Below are 20,178 nucleotides of genomic sequence, written 5' to 3' on the forward strand. Positions count from 1 at the left end.
GGTCCGCACGACGCTGCGATTCGGCAGGCCGCGGCGGATTGCAGGCAAGAAAAAACCCGGCTGGCGAACCAGCCGGGTATGAAGTTTGGGAGAGGATGCCTGAAAGGCCCCATTGTTCTGCCGCAACGCAGTATATTTCGCAAGTGCGAAAAAGACATCGGGCGTTGCAAAAGTTGCAATTCTTTTATGTCGCTGATTTTAGGCTATTTTCATCTTATCGCGCCCGTTTCCATCCTGCTGCGCCGCACCATTTTGCGTTTTGCGCACGGGATGACAAGGCACGCGCGAGGCCTTAAACCCTCCCCAAGCCTCACCCCAGACCTGCCGGAGTCCCATGCAGAAACTCTACCCCGATGCCGCCGCCGCACTCGACGGCGTGCTCAAGGACGACATGCTGATCGCCAGCGGAGGTTTCGGCCTTTGCGGCATCCCCGAAAGACTGCTCGACGCGATTCGCGACAGCGGGGTTAAGAACCTCACCTTCGCCAGCAACAATGCCGGGATCGATAATGAAGGGATCGGCAAGCTGCTGCGCACCAAGCAGGTGAAGAAGATGATCAGCAGCTATGTGGGCGAAAACAAGGAGTTCGAACGCCAGTTCCTCTCCGGCGAGCTCGAGGTCGAGTTCTGCCCCCAGGGCACGCTGGCGGAGCGGATGCGCGCAGGCGGCGCAGGCATTCCGGGCTTCTACACCAAGACCGGCGTCGGCACCCAGGTGGCCGAAGGCAAGGAAGTGAAGCAGTTCGACCGTGGCGAAGGGCCGGAGGATTACATCCTCGAACACGGGATCTTCGCCGACCTCGCCATCGTGAAGGCATGGAAGGCGGACGAGACGGGCAATGTCGTGTTCCGCAAGACCGCGCGCAATTTCAACGTGCCCGCCGCCACCTGCGGCAAGGTGTGCGTGGTCGAGGTTGAGGAAATCGTGCCGACCGGCTCGCTCGATCCCGATTGCATCCACCTGCCCGGCGTGTTCGTGCAGCGGATGATCGTGGGCGCGCCCTACGACAAGAAGATCGAATTCCGCACCGTGCGCGAGGCGGCCTGACCGCCGACCAGCGATGAAACGCCTGCTCGCCCCGCTCCTGCTGCTTGCCATCGCACCCGGCCTGTCGGGCTGCGTTGCCGCCGCTGCGCCGATCGCGGCGGGGCTGCTGCTGGGCAAGCGCATGACCGACGACAAGCCCAGCGGCTATGATCGCCCCGGTGTGCAGAGCGCTAGCGCAAAAAGCGAGATGGAGGACGAGAATGTGGCGATGGCGGCACTGCCCGCTCCGTCCAGCGCCGCTCGCCCCGGCACAGGCTCGCCGACGGAAGGGGCAGGCCCCGCCCAAACCGAGACAAGCAGCGCGACCCTGACCAACCTTACCGCGCTGCCTCCACCCAGCGGCGCGCCGGACGAATCGGCGACGGGCGGCTTCGAAGGCCTGTTCGCCGCCGCCACGGCAGTCGCCCAGCGCGATCCTTACGCGACCGAGCCGCGCCTGTCCGCGCTGCTCGCCGAGCCGGGCCAACTGAAGCCCGAACGTGCGCCCTGCGCCTTCGCACAGACCGCGGTTCTGGTCGATCTGGACCCCGGTGACGGCGAGGCCCCGCTGACCGACGATATCGCCGCCCCCAACGGGCTGGTCCGCGTGCTCGCCGCGCTGCGTGCGCAGGAAGTCGCGGTCCTGTGGCTCTCGCGCCATACCGCCGATCGCGCGGGCGCGGTTCGCAAGGCGCTGCTGCGCACCGGGCTCGACCCGCGGGGCGAGGACGAACTCTACCTCGTGCGCTACGAGAACGAGAGCAAGGATTCGCGCCGCCAGGATGCGAGCGGCGATTACTGCATCGTCGCCATCCTGGGCGACCAGAAGCGCGATTTCGATTCGCTGTTCGGATACCTCAAGAACCCGGACGATGCCTTCGCACTCGATCCGCTGATCGGCGAGGCGTGGTTCCTCGGCCCGGCTCCGATCACCGCTGCGATCACCGCACCCATCACCGCCCAGACACCTCCTTCACAAGGCTAGAGACATGACCGAGCAGACCCCCGGCTGGACCCGCGACGAAATGGCTGCGCGCGCCGCGCGCGAGCTTCATGATGGCTATTACGTCAATCTGGGCATCGGCATCCCCACGCTGGTCGCCAACCACATCCCGGAAGGCATGCACGTGACGCTCCAGAGCGAGAACGGCATGCTCGGCATCGGTCCCTTCCCGCTGGAAGGCGAGGAAGACGCAGACCTGATCAACGCGGGCAAGCAGACCATCAGCGAGCTGGATCACTCCGCCTATTTCGACAGCGCGACCAGCTTCGCGATGATCCGCGGCGGGCATATCGACCTGACCGTGCTGGGCGCGATGGAAGTGGCCGAGAACGGCGACATCGCCAACTGGATGATTCCCGGCAAGATGATCAAGGGCATGGGCGGCGCGATGGATCTGGTCGCGGGCGTCAAGAAGATCATCGTGGTGATGGACCACACCAGCAAGCACGGCGACCCCAAGTTCATCCCCGAATGCAGCCTGCCGCTGACCGGTACCAATGTGGTCGACATGATCATCACCAACCTCGGCGTGTTCCAGCGGCCCGACCACGACAGCGCGTTCCGCCTGATCGAGCTGGCACCGGGCGTGACCGAAGACGATATCGCGAAGAGCACGACGGCGAACTACGAGGTCGCGCTAGAAACCGCGTGATGAAGTGGTGGATCGTGGGGCTGGCGCTGTCGGCCGTGCTGGCGCTGGGCGTGGCCATCGCGCTTACCTCGCCCCCGAAGCTGCTTTCGATCATCGATCGGATTTCCGGCGGAGGCTCCGGCACGCATCGCGCGGGCACGGCGATCCCCTTCGGCAATCATGACCAGACGCTCGACGTGTGGGTGCCCGACGCTGCGAGCGAGACACCGCGCCCGGTGATCGTGTTCTTCTACGGCGGCGGCTGGGTGAAGGGCGATCGCGATGCCTATGCCTTTGCCGGGCGCGCGCTCGCCAGCCGCGGCTTCGTGGTGGTCATCCCCGATTATCGCAAGGTGCCGCAGGTGCGCTTCCCGGCCTTCGTCGAGGACGGGGCCGAGGCGGTGCGCTGGACCCGCGACAATATCGCCCGCTTCGGTGGCGATCCCGACAGGATCGCGCTCGCGGGCCACTCGGCGGGTGCGCACACCGCCGTCACGCTGGCGCTGGACCCGCGCTGGCTGAAAGCTGCCGGTGTGGCACCCGATACGGTGAAGGCCGCGATCGGCCTGTCCGGCCCTTACGACTTCTACCCCTTCGACAAGAAGCGCTCGATCGACGCGATGTCGCACTGGCCGAGCCCGCGCGACACGCAGCCCATCGAATGGGCGCGCGCCGATGCACCGCCGCTGCTGCTGATCACGTCAAGCAAGGACACCGTGGTTCGCCCCTACAACACGGAGAACCTCGCGGCGAAGCTGCGCGACCTCGGCGCGCCGGTGCGCACGGAGAACTACGAGGGCCTGAGCCACGAGGATGTGGTCGTGGCGCTATCCAAGCCATTTCGCGGCAAAGCCCCCGTGCTCGACCGCAGCGTGACCTTCCTCGACCAGGCGATGTGATCCGCCCGGCTTGACCTCGCCACCGCGCTGGCCCAGCGAAGCGGCCATGTGGCTCGATAAACCCCGCAATCCGAATGCGCCGCTCGCCGGCCTCAAGGTGCTCGAACTCGCGCGCATCCTCGCAGGCCCCTTCGCCGGGCAGACCCTGGCTGATCTTGGCGCGGACGTGATCAAGGTTGAAGCGCCCGAGGGCGACGGGACGCGGCTGTGGGGCCCGCCTTTCGTGGAGCGCGAGGACGGCGCGCGCGAGGCGGCCTATTACCACGGCTGCAACCGGGGGAAGCGTGGCATCACCGCCGACTTTCGCGACACGGATGATCTTGCGAAGGTACGCGATCTGGCGGCGCAGGCAGACGTGGTGTTGGAGAATTTTCTGCCCGGCAAGCTGACCAAGTTCGGCCTCGACTACGCGAGCCTGTCCGCCTCCAATCCCGCTCTTGTATACTGCTCGATCTCCGGCTTCGGGCAGGACGGGCCGCGCCGCAACGAGCCGGGCTACGACTTCGTGATCCAGGCGATGAGCGGCTTCATGGCCCTCACCGGTGAGCCCGAGGGCGAGCCGATGAAGCACGGCATGTCGATTTCGGACCTGTTCTGCGGCCTCTATTCGACCATCGCGATCCAGGCCGCGCTGGCGATGCGCGCGCGGACGGGGCCGATGGAGGGGAGGGGCCAGCATATCGACATGGCGCTCTACGATTGCTCGGTCGCGCTGCTCGCCCATCAGGCGCAGAGCTTCTTCGCCACCGGTGAGAACCCGCCGCGTATGGGCAATATGCACGCACAGGTGAGCGCCTATGGCGTGTTCCCAACCAAGGACGGGCCGGTCGTCCTCGCACCTGCAAACGACCGCCTGTTCCGCAAGCTGCTGGAGGTGTTCGAGCGGCACGATCTGCTGGGTGACGAACGCTTCGCCACCAACGAGGCGCGGATCGCCAACCGGGCCGAGATCGACGGGATCATCGCCGCCGAGACCGCTGCGTGGGATCGCGAAGCGCTGCTCGCGGCGTGCCGCGAGGCCAGCGTGCCCGCAGGGCCGATCTACGAGGTTTCCGAAGTGTTCGAAGAGCCGCAGGTGCAGGCGCGCGGGATGACCTTCCCCATGGCCGAGCGGCTGACCGGCCTGCGCAGCCCGTTCAAATTCTCCGACGCCGAGCTGGCGCTGGGCGAGCCTTCGCCCAGGCTAGGGCAGGACGACTAGCGCCTGATCTGGCCGAAGCGCCCGCGCGCGATGCCGCGCCACAGCCACTCGAACGGGCCTTGTCGGAAACGCGCCAGCCAGAGCGGCGACCAGATCAGCATCAGCACGATCGGCACGAAAGCGAGCGCAAAGGCTCCGCCGCGCGACACTGTCCCGTAGAGGCCCAGCCCCCAGGAATTGAACAGCAGCGCGAACACCACGCTGGTAAGAAGGTAGTTGGTGAGCGACAGGCGCCCGGTCGCGGCGAGAACGCGGCGCAGCGCGCTCTCCCGACCGGCGAACAGAGCCATCACCAGCGCGGCATAGGCGATCGCCAGCAGCAGATCGAAGGGCAGCGACCAGAAGAGCGAGACCGGACCGACCACCGCGCCGGTAAAGCCCGTCCACATATCCACCAGCATCAGCAGCACCAGCGGCGGCAGGGCGATCAGCGCGAGTTTTCGCGCCAGAGCAAGGCAGCGTGCGCGCGGCCAGCTACCCTGCAGGAGGCCGCTGCGCCACAGGCCTGCCCCCACCAACATTGTGCCCAGCGCGGAAGGGATGCCGGGCACCTGGGTCTCCAGCGCCGGGCCGAACCCGGCGATGCGGCGTGCAAACCTCTCGGCAAAACTCTCGGTACCGATCATTTGCCCGTAGCGGAGCGCATCCGGGTTTGCGCCGAAGGCCCAGTCGGGCAGCAGCGCCTGCTGGGTGCCCGGCTCTGCAGTTAGCCACTGGTACGCAATCAGCGTGCCGCCGATCACGTGCAGCACCATCAGGATGCCGCCCGCGACCAGCAACCTGCGCGCATCCAGCCGCAAGAACAGCGGCACGAACAGGCCCGCCATCGCGTAGAGCCGCAGCACGTCGTTATTCGCAAGCAGGATGGCGTGAGCACCGCCGATCGCGAACAGCACCAGCATGCGCAGCGCATGGTCGCGCAGCGGGTGACCGCGTCGGTCCTTTCCCGCACGTTCGATCAGGATCGCGACTCCTGCGCCGAACAGCATGGCGAACAGGCTGCGAAACTTGTCTTCCACCAGCAGGAAGCTGAGCGCCCAGTCAATCGCATCGAGCGCGCTCTCGCTGCCCGCCGCCGCCGGATTGAAATAGGCAGCCGGGGGCAACGCGTAGATATAGACGTTCATCAGTGCGATGCCCGCCACGGCAATGCCGCGCAGCGCATCGAGCGCGACGACCCGCTCTTCCGAGGGACCGGGCGCGGTCAGAGTGGTGCCGCGCCGGTCCACCGGATTACTTGCCGACAGCAGCCTTCAGGTCGTCGACCAGGTCGGTGCGCTCCCACGGGAAGGCGTCGCCCGCTGCCGTACGGCCGAAATGGCCATAGGCCGCGCTCTGCTTGTAGATCGGCTTGTTCAGGCCAAGGTGCGTGCGGATGCCGCGCGGGGTCAGGCCGCCGAGCTTGGTCATGCCGCGAATCGCGTCTTCCAGCGCCTCTTCCGAGACGGTGCCGGTGCCGTGCAGGTCGACATAGACCGACAGCGGCTCGGAAACGCCGATCGCGTAGGACAGCTGGATGGTGCAATGCGTGGCGAGGCCTGCGGCCACCACGTTCTTCGCCAGATAGCGGGTGATGTAGGCCGCCGAACGGTCGACCTTGGTCGGGTCCTTGCCGCTGAACGCGCCGCCTCCGTGCGGGGCTGCGCCGCCATAGGTGTCGACGATGATCTTGCGGCCCGTGAGCCCGGCGTCACCGTCCGGCCCGCCGATCTCGAACGCGCCGGTCGGGTTGATGTGCCACACCGTATCGCCGTCGATCAGGCCGTCGGGCAGCACTTCGCCCACAGCCTTCTTCACATAGGCCTTCAGCTCGGCTTCCTTGTCGCCCTGGTCGTAACCCTTGGCGTGCTGGGTCGAGACGACGATCGCCATGGCTTTCACCGGCTTGCCGTTTTCGTAGCGCAGCGTGACCTGGCTCTTGGCGTCGGGTTCGAGGAACGGTGCCGTGCCCGACTTGCGGTCGTCGGCCAGCCGCTGGAGAATCTTGTGGCTGTAATCGAGCGTCGCAGGCATCAGGTCGGGCGTCTCGTTGCAGGCATAGCCGAACATGATGCCCTGGTCGCCCGCGCCTTCGTCCTTGTTGGACCCGTCGGTGCCGGCGTCCACGCCCTGCGCGATTTCGCTCGACTGGCCGTGCAGGTGGTTTTCGAAGGTGAACGTCTGCCAGTGGAAACCGGTCTGTTCGTAGCCGATTTCCTTCACCGTATCGCGCACGACCTGCTCGATCTCTTCGGCGGCACCCGGCTTCCACTCGCCATTATCGTACATCGGCGTGCAGCGAATCTCCCCCGCGAGCACGACACGCTGCGTGGTGGTGAGCGTTTCGCAAGCGACTCGCGACTCGGGATCCTTGCTGAGCATCAGATCGACGATCGCGTCCGAAATCTGGTCGGAAACCTTGTCCGGATGGCCTTCGGAAACGCTTTCGGAGGTGAAGATATAGCTGCTGCGCATTGGTCTGCGTTACCTCGATATAAAGAGTTCTTTAAGTCTCGATGTGCGCCCTAAACCCGCCTGCGCCGGTTGACAACTAGGGAGCCGCCGAGGAGTGCGAGCGCCCAGATCAGCGCCAGCCAGTTGCCCAGCCGCGCGAACAGCGTCGGCGCCCCGGCGGGCGGCACCTTGCCTTCGATCCGCGCCTGCTCGCCCATTCCCATATGCTGGCGGACGACGCCCCGCGCGTCGATCACGCCGCTGATCCCGGTGGTGGTGGAGCGGAGCACCGGCAGGCCTTCCTCGATCGCGCGCATGCGCGCTTGTGCCAGATGCTGCGGCGGCCCGGTCGGCCCGAACCAGCCGTCGATCGAAGGGTTCACGATGTAGTCCGGGCGGTTGGCGCGATCGACCACCTGGCCGGAGAAGATGATTTCGTAGCAGATCTGCACGCCCGCACGGCCGTAAGCGCCCAGATCGAGCGTCTGCGGGCCCGGGCCGGGATGGAAATCGATCGAGCCCGCCACCAGCCGCGACAGGCCGAGCGGTTCCAGCACATCGCGAAACGGCAGATATTCGCCATAGGGCACCAGATGCGCCTTGCGGTAGCTGCCGGTGATCTCGCCCTGGTCGTTCAGCACGGTGACGACGTTGTAGGCCCCCGTCACGGTGTCGCCGTCCACCTCGAGATCGGTCGTCCCGGTCAGCAGCAGCCCGCCCTCGCCGATCACACGGGCGAGCCGGGCTCGCGCGAAAGCGGGGTCGCGCCCCGCGGTGGTCGCGGCGTAGAAACGCTCGGGATAGCCCTCGCGCAGATAGTCAGGCAGCACGCCCTCGGGCCATAGCACCAGCCGCCGCTCGGGCTCGCTCGCGGGCGGGCGGGCGGACAGCGCGGCGAGGGTGAGGAAGCTCGGCTCGTACTGGCGCGGATCGTTCAGCTCGTCCTGATCGAGATCGGGCTGGACCAGAGTGTAGTCGAGCTCACCCTCGCGCCCAGCCCCCACGGGCCAGTACATCGCAACCGCGAGCAGGACCGCGGCGATCCCGAAGCGCAGCCATTCACGGCGCAGCACCTGATCGACCAGCATCGCGGCCAGCACCACCGCGATGCCGGACAGCGCGTAGGTGCCGGTCAGCGGAAGCAGTCCGGCCAGCCCCGGCCGGTCGAACGGGCCGAGCATGGCGAGGCTGAAGGGACCCCAGGCATAGCCGGTGAACAGGGTCGCACGCAGCCACTCGGTCAGCACCCAGGCCCCGCCCAGCGCCAGCGCATAGGCCAGCGTACTGCGACCACGCGCCAGCCGGTAGGCGGCGGCAAAGGCGATTGCGGGGTAAAGGGCGAGGAAGGTCGACAGCAGCGGCACCGCGAGCCAGCCGAGAATGGCGGGCATCCGGTCCTGATGGGTGAAGGCGGTCGCGATCCACGTGTTGGTGACGGTGAAATGGGCGAGCGCGAACAGCCATCCGCGCAGGAATGCGCCCCGCACCGTCGGGCTGAAGCGGATCAGCACCGCTGCCACGCCCAGCGCCAGCAGCGCGAGAGGCCACAGGTGGAAGGGCGGGAAGCCGAGCGCGGAAATGCCGCCCAGCACCAGCACGGTCAGGCGTGGATGCGCCAGCGCGAAAGGCAGCGCCCGGTTCAGCACGGGAGCTGCCCGCGCCGTGCCGGGCGGGTCACCGGCTCAGTGCCGACCGCGCCACGCGACCACATTGGTCGGGCCACACGCATGGCGCTGTCAGCCTACCGCGCTCAGCGCCTCGTCATCACCATCGTCGGTCGCTTTGCGGGTCCGCCGGCGCGGCTTAGCCGCTGCCTTGGCCGGCTTGGCATCTTCGTCACCGTCGCCAGCCGTCGCCGCCGCGATGGCTGGCGGCAGGACGTTGGCGTCGATTTCGCCGTCATCGCCCTTGTTGTCGTCGCTATCCTTGTCCGCCTTGCGCGAGGTCTTGCGTGCCTTCGGCGCGGCGCGGCGCGGTTCGCTGCTGCGCTTGCGCACGAAGGGGTTGTCGTCGCTTTCGAACTCGTCGTCGCCATCATTGGCGTCGGAATCGGCATCGAACGACGTGTCGTCATCGTCGGAGCGATCGCGGCCGCGCTGGCGTTCGCTGCGGTTGCCCTTCTTGGGCTTGCGCCGTTCGTCGTTGCGATTGTCGTCGCCACGATTGCCGCTGCTGCGGTTGTCGTTGCCACGATCGTCATCGTCGTCTTCGTCGGTATCGTCGTTCGCACGGTCGCGCCCGGTGTCGCGCTTGGCGCGCTGTTCATCCTGGCGGGCCTTGTTGTCGGCGATGACGCGGAAATAGTGGTCCGCAAACTGCAGATAGTACTCGGTCTGCACGCGGTCGCCATTGTGCTGGGCGTCCTGCGCGAGCTTCTTGTACTTGTCCAGCAGCTGGGGTGCATTGCCCCGCGCGCGGCTGTCGATCCGGTTGGAGCTGTTGCCGCCCCCGCCCTGATTGCGATTGCCGCGACCGCGCCGCCGGTTGTTGTTGTTGCGATTACTGTTGTTGTTCAAGGAATTAGTCTTCCCTCGTGGTCGGGCCAATTAGATGCGGCGTCGCAGCTGTGCTGGGTCCGCGGCCCACCTGTCCCTAAGCATGATCTTCGAACTCTTGCCGATCGCAAGCCCTTGAAGGAGCCTGGTCCCACCGCAAATGTCGGATCGCGACCCGGGCGAGAAACCGTCCATTTCTTGCCAGGTCGAGACCGGACTTACCGGTTGGCTTTCCCTTTGCCAACCCCTTGCGACATAATCATTGCGCGCGGGTGACCGCTGAGGTCCCGGCGCAGCGCGCTTTCAAGCCCTTGATTTTGCGCGAGCACGGCCACGGCGTCGTGCTGCGTACTGCCGATTTCGAAGATGGCGATGCCATCGGGAGTCAACAAGGGCGCGATTTGCGGGAGCAGGATTCGGTAATCGTCGAGGCCTTCGGGCCCCGCAAACAGCGCCGATCCCGGCTCGTGATCGCGCACGCACGGGTCGAGCGACGCGTCATCCTCGACATAGGGCGGATTGCACAGGACCAGATCGAACCTGCCCAGATCGCGCTGCCAGCCATCCCGGCGCCAGCTGCGCCGCAGGAACCCGGCGCGATCCGCCAGCCCCAGCTTGCGTGCATTGCATTGCGCCACGCGCAGCGCGGGCATCGAGGCATCGAGAGCAACGCCTTCCGCCTCGGACCACTGCGACAGTGCCGCCAGCAGCAGCGCGCCCGACCCGGTGCCGAGGTCGAGAATGCGCTGTGGCGGTGCGCGGGTCGCGAAGTGCTCCTGCGCGGCGTCGATCAGCGTCTCGCTATCCCCGCGCGGGATCAGCACGGCGGGCGTGACCTTCAGCTCCAGGCCGTAGAACTCGGCGCTGCCGGTGATGTAGGCGACCGGCTCGTGCGCCAGCCGCCGCTTGAACAGCGGGGCGAAGGCATCGGGCACGGGATCGCGCATATGCTGCAGCAGCATGGTCGATCGCGAGACGCCCAGCGCGTGCGCCATCAGCAGCTCGGCATCGATCCGCGCCCATGCGACGTCGAGCAGGCTCGCCGCTTCGCGAATGACCTCGCCGACACTGCCCTTCAGGTTGACCGCATCACTCATTCATCGCCGCGAGCCGCTTGGCCTCGTCCTCGGCGATCAGCGCGTCGACCAGTTCGCCCAGCCCCGGCCCGGCGATGATCTGGGGCAGCTTCTGGAGCGTCAGGCCGATGCGGTGGTCGGTCACGCGGCCCTGCGGATAGTTGTAGGTGCGGATGCGTTCGGAGCGGTCGCCGGAGCCGACCATCGCCTTGCGCGCCTCTGCCTCGGCCCCCTGCGCGGCGTCGCGCTGCTGTTCGTAGAGGCGCGCGCGCAGCACCTGCATCGCCTGTTCGCGGTTCTTGTGCTGGCTCCGCCCGTCCTGGCAGGTGACCACCAGCCCAGTGGGCAGGTGGGTGATGCGGATCGCCGAATCGGTCGTGTTGACGTGCTGCCCGCCCGCGCCCGACGCGCGATAGGTGTCGATCTTGAGGTCGCCCGCGTCGATCTGCACATCGACCTCGTCGGGTTCGGGCAGCACCGCCACGGTCGCCGCCGAGGTATGAATGCGCCCGCCGCTCTCGGTCTCGGGCACACGCTGCACGCGGTGCACACCGCTTTCGAACTTCAATTTGGCGAACACGCCGGTGCCAGTGACGTGGGCGACGATTTCCTTGAACCCGCCGACTTCGGACGCGCTCATGCTGACCGGCTCGACCTTCCAGCCCTGCTCGCCCGCGAAGCGTTCGTACATGCGATAGAGGTCGCCCGCGAACAGCGCCGCCTCGTCGCCGCCCGTGCCCGCACGGATTTCCAGCATCGCGGGCTTGGCATCGGCGGAGTCGCGCGGGAGCATGGCGACGGCGAGCTGTTGTTCGAGCTCGGGAATGCGCTGATTGAGCGCCTCCAGCTCCTCTTCCGCCATGCCGCGCATCTCGGGGTCGGCGAGCATCTCCTCCAGCCCCGCGACTTCCTCGCGCGCGGCCTTAAGCTCCAGCGCCAACTTCGCGACCGGCTCCAGCTCGGCATAGTCGCGGCTCGCCTGGACGAATTCCTCGCCCTCCAGCTGGCCCGAGGCCATCCGCGCCTCGATCTCTGCGAAGCGGTTGGCGATCTGGTCGAGGCGTTCGGGAGGGATGGTCAATGGTCGTTCCGGTAGGGTTTCTGACACACCTGACACACAGTCCAGGGGTTAGAAAGTGGGTCCTGCGCGAGGGGGCTATTTCGGCAGGTGAATGTCGGGTGCGTGGGCGATCATGCAAGGCGCATTAGCGCGGGAAGGATGGAGTAGGAAAGCCGTCCCCACACCGTCATTCCCGCGAAGGCGGGAATCCCGCTTTCTTTGACGCATGGGCGGAAGAAGCGGGACCCCCGCCTTCGCGGGGGTGACGGGGAGGGGCGCGAACACCGCCTGTCTCTCCGTCATGCTGAACTCGTTTCAGCATCCAGCTTTCCATTTGCAAGCCCGCGGCGGGAGGAGGACTGGACCCCGAAACAAGTTCGGGGTGACGCAGAACCTACAGGTCGTGCCGCATGGCATCCCATGCTGCCTGCACCTGTGCCGCACGCGGGTTGTCGCCCCGAAAATTGGAGGTCGTTCCTTCGGCCCCGTCACGCAGGCTCACGATGGCCGAGGCAGGCGTCTTCACGGCCTTGTCGAACCGCTTCTTGGGCGATCCAATCGCGATCAGGTCCGCCGAGAACCCGAGTTCGCGAAAGCGAGCAAGCGCGCGGATGGCCGTGGGAATCACGTCATCGGATTCCGCAACCACCATCACATCGGCCGCGTTCGCTTCCTTCTCGCCCACCAGCATAGCCAGCCGCTCGATCCCCGCGGCCCAGCCGACCGCAGGCGTGGCCGGTCCGCCAAGACTCTCGATCAGCCCATCATAGCGCCCACCGCCCAAGATCGTGCTTTGCGAACCCAGTGCGTCGGCTGCGGCAGAGCCCTCGTCGGGAATGAACTCGAACGCCGTGTGGCGATAATAGTCGAGCCCGCGCACGAGGCTCTCGGCACGCACCCACTTCACGCCCGCCGCATCCAGCCCGCTGGTCACCGCATCGAAAAAGCCACGCGCCTCGTCGGTCAGGAAGTCGTCGATCTTCGGCGCGTCGGCCACGAAGCGCTGGTCGCGGCGATCCTTGCTGTCGAGAATCCGCAACGGGTTCTTCTCCAGCCGCTCCTGCGATTCCTCGCTCAACTCGTCCTTCACGCTACGGAAGTGCTCGACCAGCGCGGCACGCCATGCCTCGCGAGAATCGCCGTCGCCCAAGGTGTTGAGATGCAGCGTCACACCCTCGATCCCGAGTTCGCGGATCACCTGGTCGGCCATCGCGAGCAGCTCGACGTCCGCTTGGGGCTCCGCCGCGCCGATGATCTCGGCGTCGATCTGGTGGAACTGGCGGTAGCGGCCCTTCTGCGGGCGCTCGTAACGGAACAGCGGGCCGTGCGTGGCCAGCTTGACCGGCGCGTGCTGTTGCCAGCCGTTGGTGAGGTACGCGCGCGCGATTCCTGCGGTGAATTCGGGCCGCAGCGTCAGCGATTCCCCGCCGCGATCCTCGAAGCTGTACATTTCCTTGGACACGATGTCCGTGGTCTCGCCGATTGAGCGGGCGAAAACCTCGGTCTTTTCGAAGACGGGCATTTCCGCGCGGCGGAAGCGGTAGAGCTTGCGCACCCGTTCGAAGGTTTCGACCACGAAGGCGAAGCTTTCCGCCTCGGCCCCGAAAATGTCCTGCGTGCCGCGGATTGCCTGCGGTGTCTTTGTCTTTGCCATGATGGGCGAGCGCTTAGCGTGCGCGGCACCTAAACGAAAGCGGGCCAAACGAAAGCAGGATACATTATTGCATGCGCGCGCGATTGCCCGCATGAACCCCGTCCATGAAGCATCCCGCCCTCAGCGCCGCCCTCCTCCCTCTCCTGCTGGCCACCCCGGCCCTTGCGCAGGGCGACATCCGCCCCGCGGGCAACACCGCGCCGGAGCAGGCGCAGCTGGACGACGCGACCCCGCTGCCCGCCGATACGCCGTGGCCGGGCGGGACGATCGCGCTGGATATCGATGCGACAGATACGGCGCGCGGCGTGTACCGCGTGACGCAGACCATCCCGGTCACCGCCGACATGCGCGAGCTGCGCCTGCTGTTCCCCGAATGGCTGCCCGGCAATCACGCGGCGCGCGGGCCGATCAACCTGATCAGCGGCATCCGCTTCACCGCGGGCGGCAAGGTGCTGGAATGGAAGCGCAACCCGCTGGACGTGTACGAGCTGATCGTCGACCTGCCTGAGGAGACCAACGCGGTGACCGCGCAGTTCGTCCACACCTCGCCGATCACCGGCAGCGAGGGGCGGATCACGATGACGCAGGAAATGCTCAACCTGCAGTGGGAGAAGATGAGCTTCTATCCCGCCGGGCATTACGTGCGACGGATCGCGGTGAAGCCGACGGTCAAGGTTCCTGCGGGCTGGCAGGTCTTCACCGCGCTGGATGGCAAGACGCGCGAGAACGACACCGTCACCTGGCAGACGGTCGATTACGAAACGCTGGTCGATTCACCGATCTTCGCGGGCAAATATGCCGAACGCTGGGAAGTGGGCGAAAACGTGTGGCTGGATGCGGTGGCGGACAAGCCCAAATATCTCGACCTCGCGCCCGAAAACCTCGCCCGCTTCGAACGGCTGATCGACGAGGCGGACGCGCTGTTCGGTGCGCGCCATTTCGACCACTACGACATCCTCCTCGCGCTTACCGACCGGATGGGCGGGATCGGGCTGGAGCACCAGCGCTCGGCGGAAAACCAGTACGAGCCGACCGCGCTGATCGACTGGGACGAGATGGACTGGGACCACAACGTGGTCAGCCACGAGCTGGTGCACAGCTGGAACGGCAAGTATCGCCGCCCGGCGGACCTGTGGACCCCCGATTACCGCACCCCGATGCAGGATTCGCTGCTGTGGCTCTACGAAGGCCAGACCCAGCTGTGGGGGTGGGTGCTCGCCGCGCGCAGCGGGCTGCAGACCAGGCAGACCTTCCTCGATGCCTTTGCTACCTATGCGGCGAATTATTCCGAAGGGCAGCCGGGCCGCGCGTTCCGCTCGGTCGCCGACACGACCAATGATCCGATCATCAACTCGCGCCGCCCGATCCCGTATTCCTCGCTCTCGCGCAGCGAAGACTATTACGTCGAGGGCGCGCTGACCTGGATCGAGGCGGACCAGATCATCCGCCAGGGCACGAAGGGCAGGAAGGGGCTCGACGATTTCGCCAAGGCCTTTTTCGGCGTGAACGATGGCGACTGGGGCCAGCTGACCTATGATTTCGACGAGATCGTTGCGACGCTGAACGGCGTCTATCCCTATGACTGGGCCGATTTCCTGACCACCCGCCTGCTCGAACCGAACCAGCCCGCCCCGCTGCGCGGCATCGAAATGGGCGGCTACCAGCTGGTCTGGAAGGACGAGCCCAACAGCTACGACAAGGGCCGGATGGGCAACGGCAAGTATCTCAACCTGTTCTACTCGCTCGGCGTGAACCTCGGCACCGACGGCACGGTCACGGGCACGCTGTGGGACGGGCCGGCCTTCGATGCGGGGATCGTCAACGGCAACACCATCGTCGCGGTGAACGGCATCGCCTATTCGGGCGACACGATCGAAGAGGCGATCACCGCCGCGAAGGATACGGACCAGCCGATCGAACTGCTGGTCAAACGCGGCGACATCTACCGCACGGTGGCGATCGATTACCACGGCGGCCTGCGCTATCCGTGGCTCGAACCGGCGGGCGATGGCGAACAGCCGCTCGACCGCTTCCTGGAGCCGCGCGCGGGCGGCTGACCGGCACAATCGTCGCCAACCCTCCCGCAGTGCACAAAACGCGTTGCGGCTTGCGGGCGGCTCCACTAGGTCGCGGGCATCCTTCCAGCCCGATCGCGCGGGTGCCTGCGCACCCTGCCGATGGCGAGAGCGAACAGAGAGTAACAATGCGCATCGACAAGATCCCGACCGGCGACAATCCGCCCGAAAGCCTCAACGTCATCATCGAAGTGCCGACCGGCGGCGAGCCCGTGAAGTACGAGTTCGACAAGGAATCGGGCGCGCTGTTCGTCGATCGTATCCTCCACACGCCGATGCGCTACCCCGCGAATTACGGCTTCGTGCCGCACACGCTGTCGCCCGACGGCGACCCGCTGGACGCGCTGGTTATCGCCCGCTCGCCCTTCATCGCGGGCTGCGTGGTGCGTGCGCGCCCGATCGGCGTGCTCAACCTCGAAGACGAGCATGGCGGCGACGAAAAGCTGATCTGCGTGCCGATCGACACAACCTTCCCCTATTACTCGGACGTCGCCGAGACGAAGGACCTGCCGAGCATCATCTTCCAGCAGATCGAGCACTTCTTCACCCACTACAAGGATCTGGAGAAGGACAAGTGGGTCCGTGTCGGCAAGTGGGGCGATGCGGCGGAAGCCAAGCAGATCGTGATCGAGGCGATCGAGCGCGCGAAGGGCTAAGCGACAGGGCGGACGTTCGCCTTCGACTCGCGGTCGGACAACGCAGGCTCTCCTGCCCGATGTCCGCATCGATGCTCCACCCTCTAAACAGCGGCCGGGCCGAAAGCCCGGCCGCCTAAAGATCTGCGAGGCCTTCAAGCCGTAGAACGTGTAGCCAAGAGAATTGTCGGCCTCCTCGAACAGGGCGATCTCGCGACGGGTCTCCTCGATCACGATGCGCATTGCGTCCGTGGCGTTCTTGGAAAGGATATCGGCCCGAGCGCTCAATGGCGCATAATAGCCATAGTGCCACGCTTCTGAAGGCAGGCGTTCGGTGAATATAACCTCAAACCCGCTCGCCCGGGCTGTGGCGATATTCTCTGCCTCATTTGCGAGTTGGGGATATGCCTCGGTCTAGAATGCCTCGACCTTTTGCGGTCTGTGCTCACAAAACCAGGTGAGCTCGGAGATTACCGCATAGCCGCCTGTCCGCAAGACGGGCCGCCACGCGGACAGGGCTCCGGCGAAGGTCAGGTTGTAAGCTGCACCTTCCGACCACAGAAGATCGAGAGGACCGTCGTCGTGGCGATACTTCGCCATATCGCCGACATGACCGCGGATCAGGTGATCGAGACCACGTGCTTTAGCCCGTTCCTCGAGGATCGCTATGAAGGCGTGAGCGGCATCGACGCAATCAACCGGGGTGTTGAGCGCTTCCGCAAGAACCATTGCCGACGCTCCGGTTCCGCATCCCAAATCCGCGATCCGCGGTTCAGGTGGCAGTGTCGGAACGCGGTCGAGCAAACGACGGGTAAGAGCATCGTCGCCCGGCCCTTGTCGCTCCATCGCGCCATGAAGGGCCAGCATAGCATCCATAATCGCGGAATTATCAGAGGCCATCTGAAGACCCTCCGATGCGATTTGAACGATAAGAGAAGTTAAATAGCGTGCTCATGACTGAGCCTTTCGTGAAGATGTGAGGAAACACTCCGACCTGCAGTTCGCACGGTCGGCTGCATTTGCGCTTCACTGACGTGACTCGTCAGTGGCGCAAGTTTCCAACAATCTCCAACGTCGAGGCTCTGTTCGTCATGCGAGCATGATACGCAGCGTCGACATCGGGGTAAATCCCCGAAAGCAGCCGTTAGATTTTGGCCTCCCAAATGTCCGCCAGCCCAGAAGCGGCCCCATCACTCCACCGGCCGCCGATGGTCGAGCAGGTCGTGCTTCTGTTCGCTGCTGTCGCGTTCTTCCTCGACCATTTCGTCGATCTCATTGCGCGGCGCGACGTCGGTCGGTGGCGGGGCGGTGGCGGCGCGCGGCTTGCCCGGGGCTGTGGTCTCGGCACCGGACCCGGCACCCCGCGCCGCAATATTCTCAAACGGGACGCTGGCGGAGCGCGGGTCGAAGCGCAGGCGGTAGATCGGTTCGGGCAGGCCGAAGCCGGCATCTTCCAGCGCGGTCTTCACCGCCGGGATCGCGACGCTCTGCGCCTTGAACCAGTCGGTCTCGCGCTGGTCGATCCAGCCGAGGAAGCGGATCATCACGGCCGAATCGCCGACCTCCACGATCCGCGCCTCCGGCGCCGGCTCTGCCAGCATGAAGGGCAGGGCCTCCAGCGTGGTACGGCCCAGCTCTGCCGCAGCGGTCGCGTCGTCATCCGCGTCGACGCCCAGCGTGAAATCGAAGCGGCGCTGCGGATTGCGGGTGAAGTTGACGATCACCGCCTTGAACACGGCCGAGTTGGGGATGCGCAGGTGGTTGCCCTCCAGCGTCATCAGCACGGTCGCGCGGCTGGTCAGGCGGACGACGCGCCCCTCGAACGCGTCGATCTGGACCAGATCATTGGCCCGGAACGGCTGGCGTAGCGAGAGCATCAGCGAGGCGACGTAGTTCTCCACCGTGTCGCGCATGGCGAAGCCCAGCGCGATGCCGATCACGCCCGCCCCGCCCAGCACCGCGCCGAGCAGCGCGGTCGCCCCGATGATGTCGAGCGCGATGACCGCGGCGAAGATGATCGCGATGAAGCGGATCGCGCTCGCCACCAGATCGGCGAGGAAGTCGTTGGGTGTGACGAGCCGCCAGAGGAACTTGAGCGAGGCGAGCAGATATCCCACCAGCAGGATCGCCAGCCCGATCAGCAGCGCGACCCCGATCAGCGGCAGCATGCCCGCCGCGGCGCGCAGCCGGTCGATCAGCGCGGTGACGATATCCGCCGTCCCCTCCAGCGAGGTGTCGCGCGCGATCTCGTTCTCGACCGTCACCACATCGAAGCGCGCGGCGATCGCACCGGCATCGTCGATCGCTTCCTGGCTGGGGGCGGAGCCGGTCAGGCGCACCACGCCCTGATTCACCGCGACCTCGACGCCGGAGAACGCCTCGACCTCGGCATAGATGTCGCGCAGGCGAGTGGCGATGCGGCTGTCGGCCTGCGGATCGCGCTCGTCCGACAGCGCGCCGGTGGCGGTTGGCGTGGGCTGCGGCTCGGCCTGTTCGGGCACCAGACCCGGCAGCGCGGCGGCCAAGGGCGCGGCTACGGGCGCGGCGAGACATGCCAGCCAGAGCGCGGCGAGGAGTCGCAGCAGCATGGTCAGCCCCGCACAACTCGGCCAAGGCCGCGTGCGGGCATCAACCGGGGAAGGCCGTGCCGAATCCCAGCGCGAGCAGCATAGGCACGCCCACGGTCAGCAGCCACAGCGCCACCTGATCGCGCCGGAACGCGCCCTTCAGGGCTGGATCGTGCGCCTTTGCGTCGTCGATATCGGTCCACCGCTTTTCGAAAAATCGCAGCACAGGGATGAAGGCGCCGACCATGATGACCAGCAGCAGGTAGACAGTGATCCCGTCGAACGCGTGCTTCATCTTGGGCATGGTGATGAAGATCAGCAGCGCGGTGGTGATCAGCAGCGCCCAGGCGATATTGTCGCTGATCGCAGCGGGCCAATCGGCCTCGGGCCGCGTGTCAGCTGCAGTCTTGGTCCAGGTGTTCATGTGCGGCATCCTCTCGATCGCCCCCGTGCCGGGCACGATAGGGCGAGTGGGCCGCGCGCTCAAGCATGGAGGCGCAAGGCAGGCGCTCACCTATTGCGACTTTCGCCGCGCGCCCCATCTGCTAGGCAGAGAATTATGGCCGAGATCGATCCCGCCGACATTGTCCAGAATCCTTCCGAAGTGGAGGCCAACGCCGCCCCGCCGATTCCGCAGGGCGGGCTCGAAGTCGTGTCGATCGCCAAGAGCTACGACAAGCGCCCGGTGCTGACCGATATTTCGCTGTCGGTCGGCAAGGGCGAAGTGCTCGGCCTGCTCGGCCCCAACGGCGCGGGCAAGACGACCTGCTTCTATTCGATCATGGGGCTGGTGAAGCCCGATAGCGGCCGCATCCTGATGGATGGCGAGGATGTCACCGGCCTGCCGATGTACCGGCGCGCGATCCTGGGCCTGGGCTATCTGCCGCAGGAAACCAGCATTTTCCGCGGCCTGACCGTGGAACAGAACATCGCCACCGTGCTCGAACTGGCGGAACCCGACCGGCAGGCGCAGCGCGACGGGCTGGAGCGGCTGCTCGACGAATTCGGCCTGACCAAGCTGCGCAATGCGCCCGCGATGGCGCTTTCGGGTGGTGAACGGCGGCGGTGCGAGATCGCCCGCGCGCTGGCGGCGAACCCGTCGATCATGCTGCTCGACGAACCTTTCGCGGGGATCGATCCGCTCTCGATCAGCGACATCCGCGATCTGGTGATCGACCTCAAGAAGCGCGGCATCGGCGTCCTGATTACCGATCATAACGTTCGCGAAACGCTCGATATCGTAGACCGCGCCTGTATCATCTACGGAGGCCAGGTTCTGTTCGCGGGCACTCCGCAAGATCTGGTCGCAGACGAGAACGTGCGCAGGCTCTACCTTGGCGAGAATTTTACCTTGTGATTTTCCGGCGGTCCGAAACGTGATCGCGCATGGAAAACTCGGGTCCGCCGGGGCGGCACCAGCCG

The 20,178-nt window shown here is 66.0% G+C and carries 18 protein-coding genes; 8 read left to right on the forward strand and 10 right to left on the reverse strand.

Features of this window, described 5'->3' with window-relative positions; all coding sequences use genetic code 11:
- The first annotated feature begins 334 nt into the window (after positions 1–334).
- The 5 genes from K7H93_RS06110 to K7H93_RS06130 are packed head-to-tail and all read left to right on the forward strand — an operon-like array spanning position 335 to position 4,761.
- Positions 335–1,048 carry a CoA transferase subunit A gene (locus tag K7H93_RS06110; RefSeq protein ID WP_010233085.1) on the forward strand — a complete coding sequence of 238 codons (714 nt, stop codon included), beginning with the start codon at positions 335–337 and terminating at the stop codon, positions 1,046–1,048.
- A gap of 13 nt (positions 1,049–1,061) precedes the next feature.
- Positions 1,062–2,012 (forward strand): HAD family hydrolase, encoded by a 951-nt coding sequence (locus K7H93_RS06115; RefSeq protein WP_230782915.1) that lies wholly within the window; start codon positions 1,062–1,064, stop codon positions 2,010–2,012.
- A 4-nt stretch (positions 2,013–2,016) separates the two neighbouring features.
- Positions 2,017–2,682, forward strand: coding sequence for a CoA transferase subunit B (locus K7H93_RS06120; protein WP_230782916.1), 666 nt, complete (start codon positions 2,017–2,019; stop codon positions 2,680–2,682).
- Complete coding sequence (locus K7H93_RS06125; RefSeq protein WP_230782917.1) at positions 2,682–3,560, forward strand: alpha/beta hydrolase; 879 nt, start codon at positions 2,682–2,684, stop codon at positions 3,558–3,560. Before K7H93_RS06120 ends, K7H93_RS06125 begins: the two co-directional genes overlap by 1 nt.
- Positions 3,561–3,606: 46 nt before the next feature.
- Positions 3,607–4,761 carry a CaiB/BaiF CoA transferase family protein gene (locus K7H93_RS06130; protein WP_230782918.1) on the forward strand — a complete coding sequence of 385 codons (1,155 nt, stop codon included), beginning with the start codon at positions 3,607–3,609 and terminating at the stop codon, positions 4,759–4,761.
- Here the strand turns inward: K7H93_RS06130 and K7H93_RS06135 are convergent.
- From K7H93_RS06135 to hisS, 7 genes are all read right to left on the reverse strand, one after another.
- Positions 4,758–5,990 (reverse strand): DUF418 domain-containing protein, encoded by a 1,233-nt coding sequence (locus tag K7H93_RS06135; protein WP_230782919.1) that lies wholly within the window; start codon positions 5,988–5,990, stop codon positions 4,758–4,760. The genes K7H93_RS06130 and K7H93_RS06135 overlap by 4 nt on opposite strands.
- Positions 5,991–5,994: 4 nt before the next feature.
- Positions 5,995–7,215 (reverse strand): methionine adenosyltransferase, encoded by a 1,221-nt coding sequence (gene metK, locus K7H93_RS06140; RefSeq protein ID WP_010233069.1) that lies wholly within the window; start codon positions 7,213–7,215, stop codon positions 5,995–5,997.
- Between the two features lie 50 nt (positions 7,216–7,265).
- Positions 7,266–8,840: an apolipoprotein N-acyltransferase gene (gene lnt / locus K7H93_RS06145; RefSeq protein WP_230782920.1), complete on the reverse strand. Its 1,575-nt coding sequence runs from the start codon at positions 8,838–8,840 to the stop codon at positions 7,266–7,268.
- 90 nt (positions 8,841–8,930) lie between these two features.
- Positions 8,931–9,710 (reverse strand): DUF4167 domain-containing protein, encoded by a 780-nt coding sequence (locus tag K7H93_RS06150; RefSeq protein ID WP_230782921.1) that lies wholly within the window; start codon positions 9,708–9,710, stop codon positions 8,931–8,933.
- A gap of 197 nt (positions 9,711–9,907) precedes the next feature.
- Complete coding sequence (gene prmC, locus K7H93_RS06155) at positions 9,908–10,786, reverse strand: peptide chain release factor N(5)-glutamine methyltransferase (protein ID WP_230782922.1); 879 nt, start codon at positions 10,784–10,786, stop codon at positions 9,908–9,910.
- Positions 10,779–11,846 carry a peptide chain release factor 1 gene (prfA, locus tag K7H93_RS06160; protein WP_230782923.1) on the reverse strand — a complete coding sequence of 356 codons (1,068 nt, stop codon included), beginning with the start codon at positions 11,844–11,846 and terminating at the stop codon, positions 10,779–10,781. Before prfA ends, prmC begins: the two co-directional genes overlap by 8 nt.
- Positions 11,847–12,219: 373 nt before the next feature.
- Positions 12,220–13,479 (reverse strand): histidine--tRNA ligase, encoded by a 1,260-nt coding sequence (hisS, locus tag K7H93_RS06165; protein ID WP_230782924.1) that lies wholly within the window; start codon positions 13,477–13,479, stop codon positions 12,220–12,222.
- A 104-nt stretch (positions 13,480–13,583) separates the two neighbouring features.
- On the opposite strand from hisS, the gene K7H93_RS06170 reads away from it, so the two are divergent.
- A complete protein-coding gene (locus K7H93_RS06170; protein ID WP_230782925.1) occupies positions 13,584–15,536 on the forward strand; it encodes a M61 family metallopeptidase in 1,953 nt (650 codons plus the stop codon).
- Positions 15,537–15,682: 146 nt separating this feature from the next.
- Positions 15,683–16,210, forward strand: coding sequence for an inorganic diphosphatase (gene ppa / locus K7H93_RS06175; protein ID WP_230782926.1), 528 nt, complete (start codon positions 15,683–15,685; stop codon positions 16,208–16,210).
- A 393-nt stretch (positions 16,211–16,603) separates the two neighbouring features.
- Here the strand turns inward: ppa and K7H93_RS06180 are convergent, their stop codons facing one another.
- From K7H93_RS06180 to K7H93_RS06190, 3 genes are all read right to left on the reverse strand, one after another.
- Entirely contained in the window at positions 16,604–17,089 is a 486-nt protein-coding gene (locus tag K7H93_RS06180; RefSeq protein WP_230782927.1) for an SAM-dependent methyltransferase, read from the reverse strand.
- Between the two features lie 290 nt (positions 17,090–17,379).
- Complete coding sequence (locus K7H93_RS06185) at positions 17,380–18,777, reverse strand: mechanosensitive ion channel domain-containing protein (protein WP_230782928.1); 1,398 nt, start codon at positions 18,775–18,777, stop codon at positions 17,380–17,382.
- Positions 18,778–18,817: 40 nt separating this feature from the next.
- On the reverse strand, positions 18,818–19,180 hold the full coding sequence (locus K7H93_RS06190) for a hypothetical protein (RefSeq protein ID WP_010233046.1): 363 nt from the start codon (positions 19,178–19,180) through the stop codon (positions 18,818–18,820).
- A 135-nt stretch (positions 19,181–19,315) separates the two neighbouring features.
- Here K7H93_RS06190 and lptB point away from each other — a divergent pair, with 135 nt between their 5' ends.
- A complete protein-coding gene (gene lptB / locus K7H93_RS06195) occupies positions 19,316–20,113 on the forward strand; it encodes an LPS export ABC transporter ATP-binding protein (RefSeq protein WP_230782929.1) in 798 nt (265 codons plus the stop codon).
- Positions 20,114–20,178: the final 65 nt, after the last annotated feature.

Origin of the sequence: Citromicrobium bathyomarinum, assembly GCF_021021475.1 — a bacterium.
Taxonomy (GTDB): Bacteria; Pseudomonadota; Alphaproteobacteria; order Sphingomonadales; family Sphingomonadaceae; genus Alteriqipengyuania; species Alteriqipengyuania bathyomarina.

Coding starts and splice junctions, on each gene's coding strand:
- K7H93_RS06110 (WP_010233085.1), top strand. CDS start 335: ATGCAGAAACTCTACCCCGATGCCGCCGCCGCACTCGACGGCGTGCTC.
- K7H93_RS06115 (WP_230782915.1), top strand. CDS start 1,062: ATGAAACGCCTGCTCGCCCCGCTCCTGCTGCTTGCCATCGCACCCGGC.
- K7H93_RS06120 (WP_230782916.1), top strand. CDS start 2,017: ATGACCGAGCAGACCCCCGGCTGGACCCGCGACGAAATGGCTGCGCGC.
- K7H93_RS06125 (WP_230782917.1), top strand. CDS start 2,682: ATGAAGTGGTGGATCGTGGGGCTGGCGCTGTCGGCCGTGCTGGCGCTG.
- K7H93_RS06130 (WP_230782918.1), top strand. CDS start 3,607: ATGTGGCTCGATAAACCCCGCAATCCGAATGCGCCGCTCGCCGGCCTC.
- metK (WP_010233069.1), bottom strand. CDS start 7,215: ATGCGCAGCAGCTATATCTTCACCTCCGAAAGCGTTTCCGAAGGCCAT.
- prmC (WP_230782922.1), bottom strand. CDS start 10,786: ATGAGTGATGCGGTCAACCTGAAGGGCAGTGTCGGCGAGGTCATTCGC.
- hisS (WP_230782924.1), bottom strand. CDS start 13,479: ATGGCAAAGACAAAGACACCGCAGGCAATCCGCGGCACGCAGGACATT.
- K7H93_RS06170 (WP_230782925.1), top strand. CDS start 13,584: ATGAAGCATCCCGCCCTCAGCGCCGCCCTCCTCCCTCTCCTGCTGGCC.
- ppa (WP_230782926.1), top strand. CDS start 15,683: ATGCGCATCGACAAGATCCCGACCGGCGACAATCCGCCCGAAAGCCTC.
- K7H93_RS06180 (WP_230782927.1), bottom strand. CDS start 17,089: ATGGCCTCTGATAATTCCGCGATTATGGATGCTATGCTGGCCCTTCAT.
- K7H93_RS06185 (WP_230782928.1), bottom strand. CDS start 18,777: ATGCTGCTGCGACTCCTCGCCGCGCTCTGGCTGGCATGTCTCGCCGCG.
- K7H93_RS06190 (WP_010233046.1), bottom strand. CDS start 19,180: ATGAACACCTGGACCAAGACTGCAGCTGACACGCGGCCCGAGGCCGAT.
- lptB (WP_230782929.1), top strand. CDS start 19,316: ATGGCCGAGATCGATCCCGCCGACATTGTCCAGAATCCTTCCGAAGTG.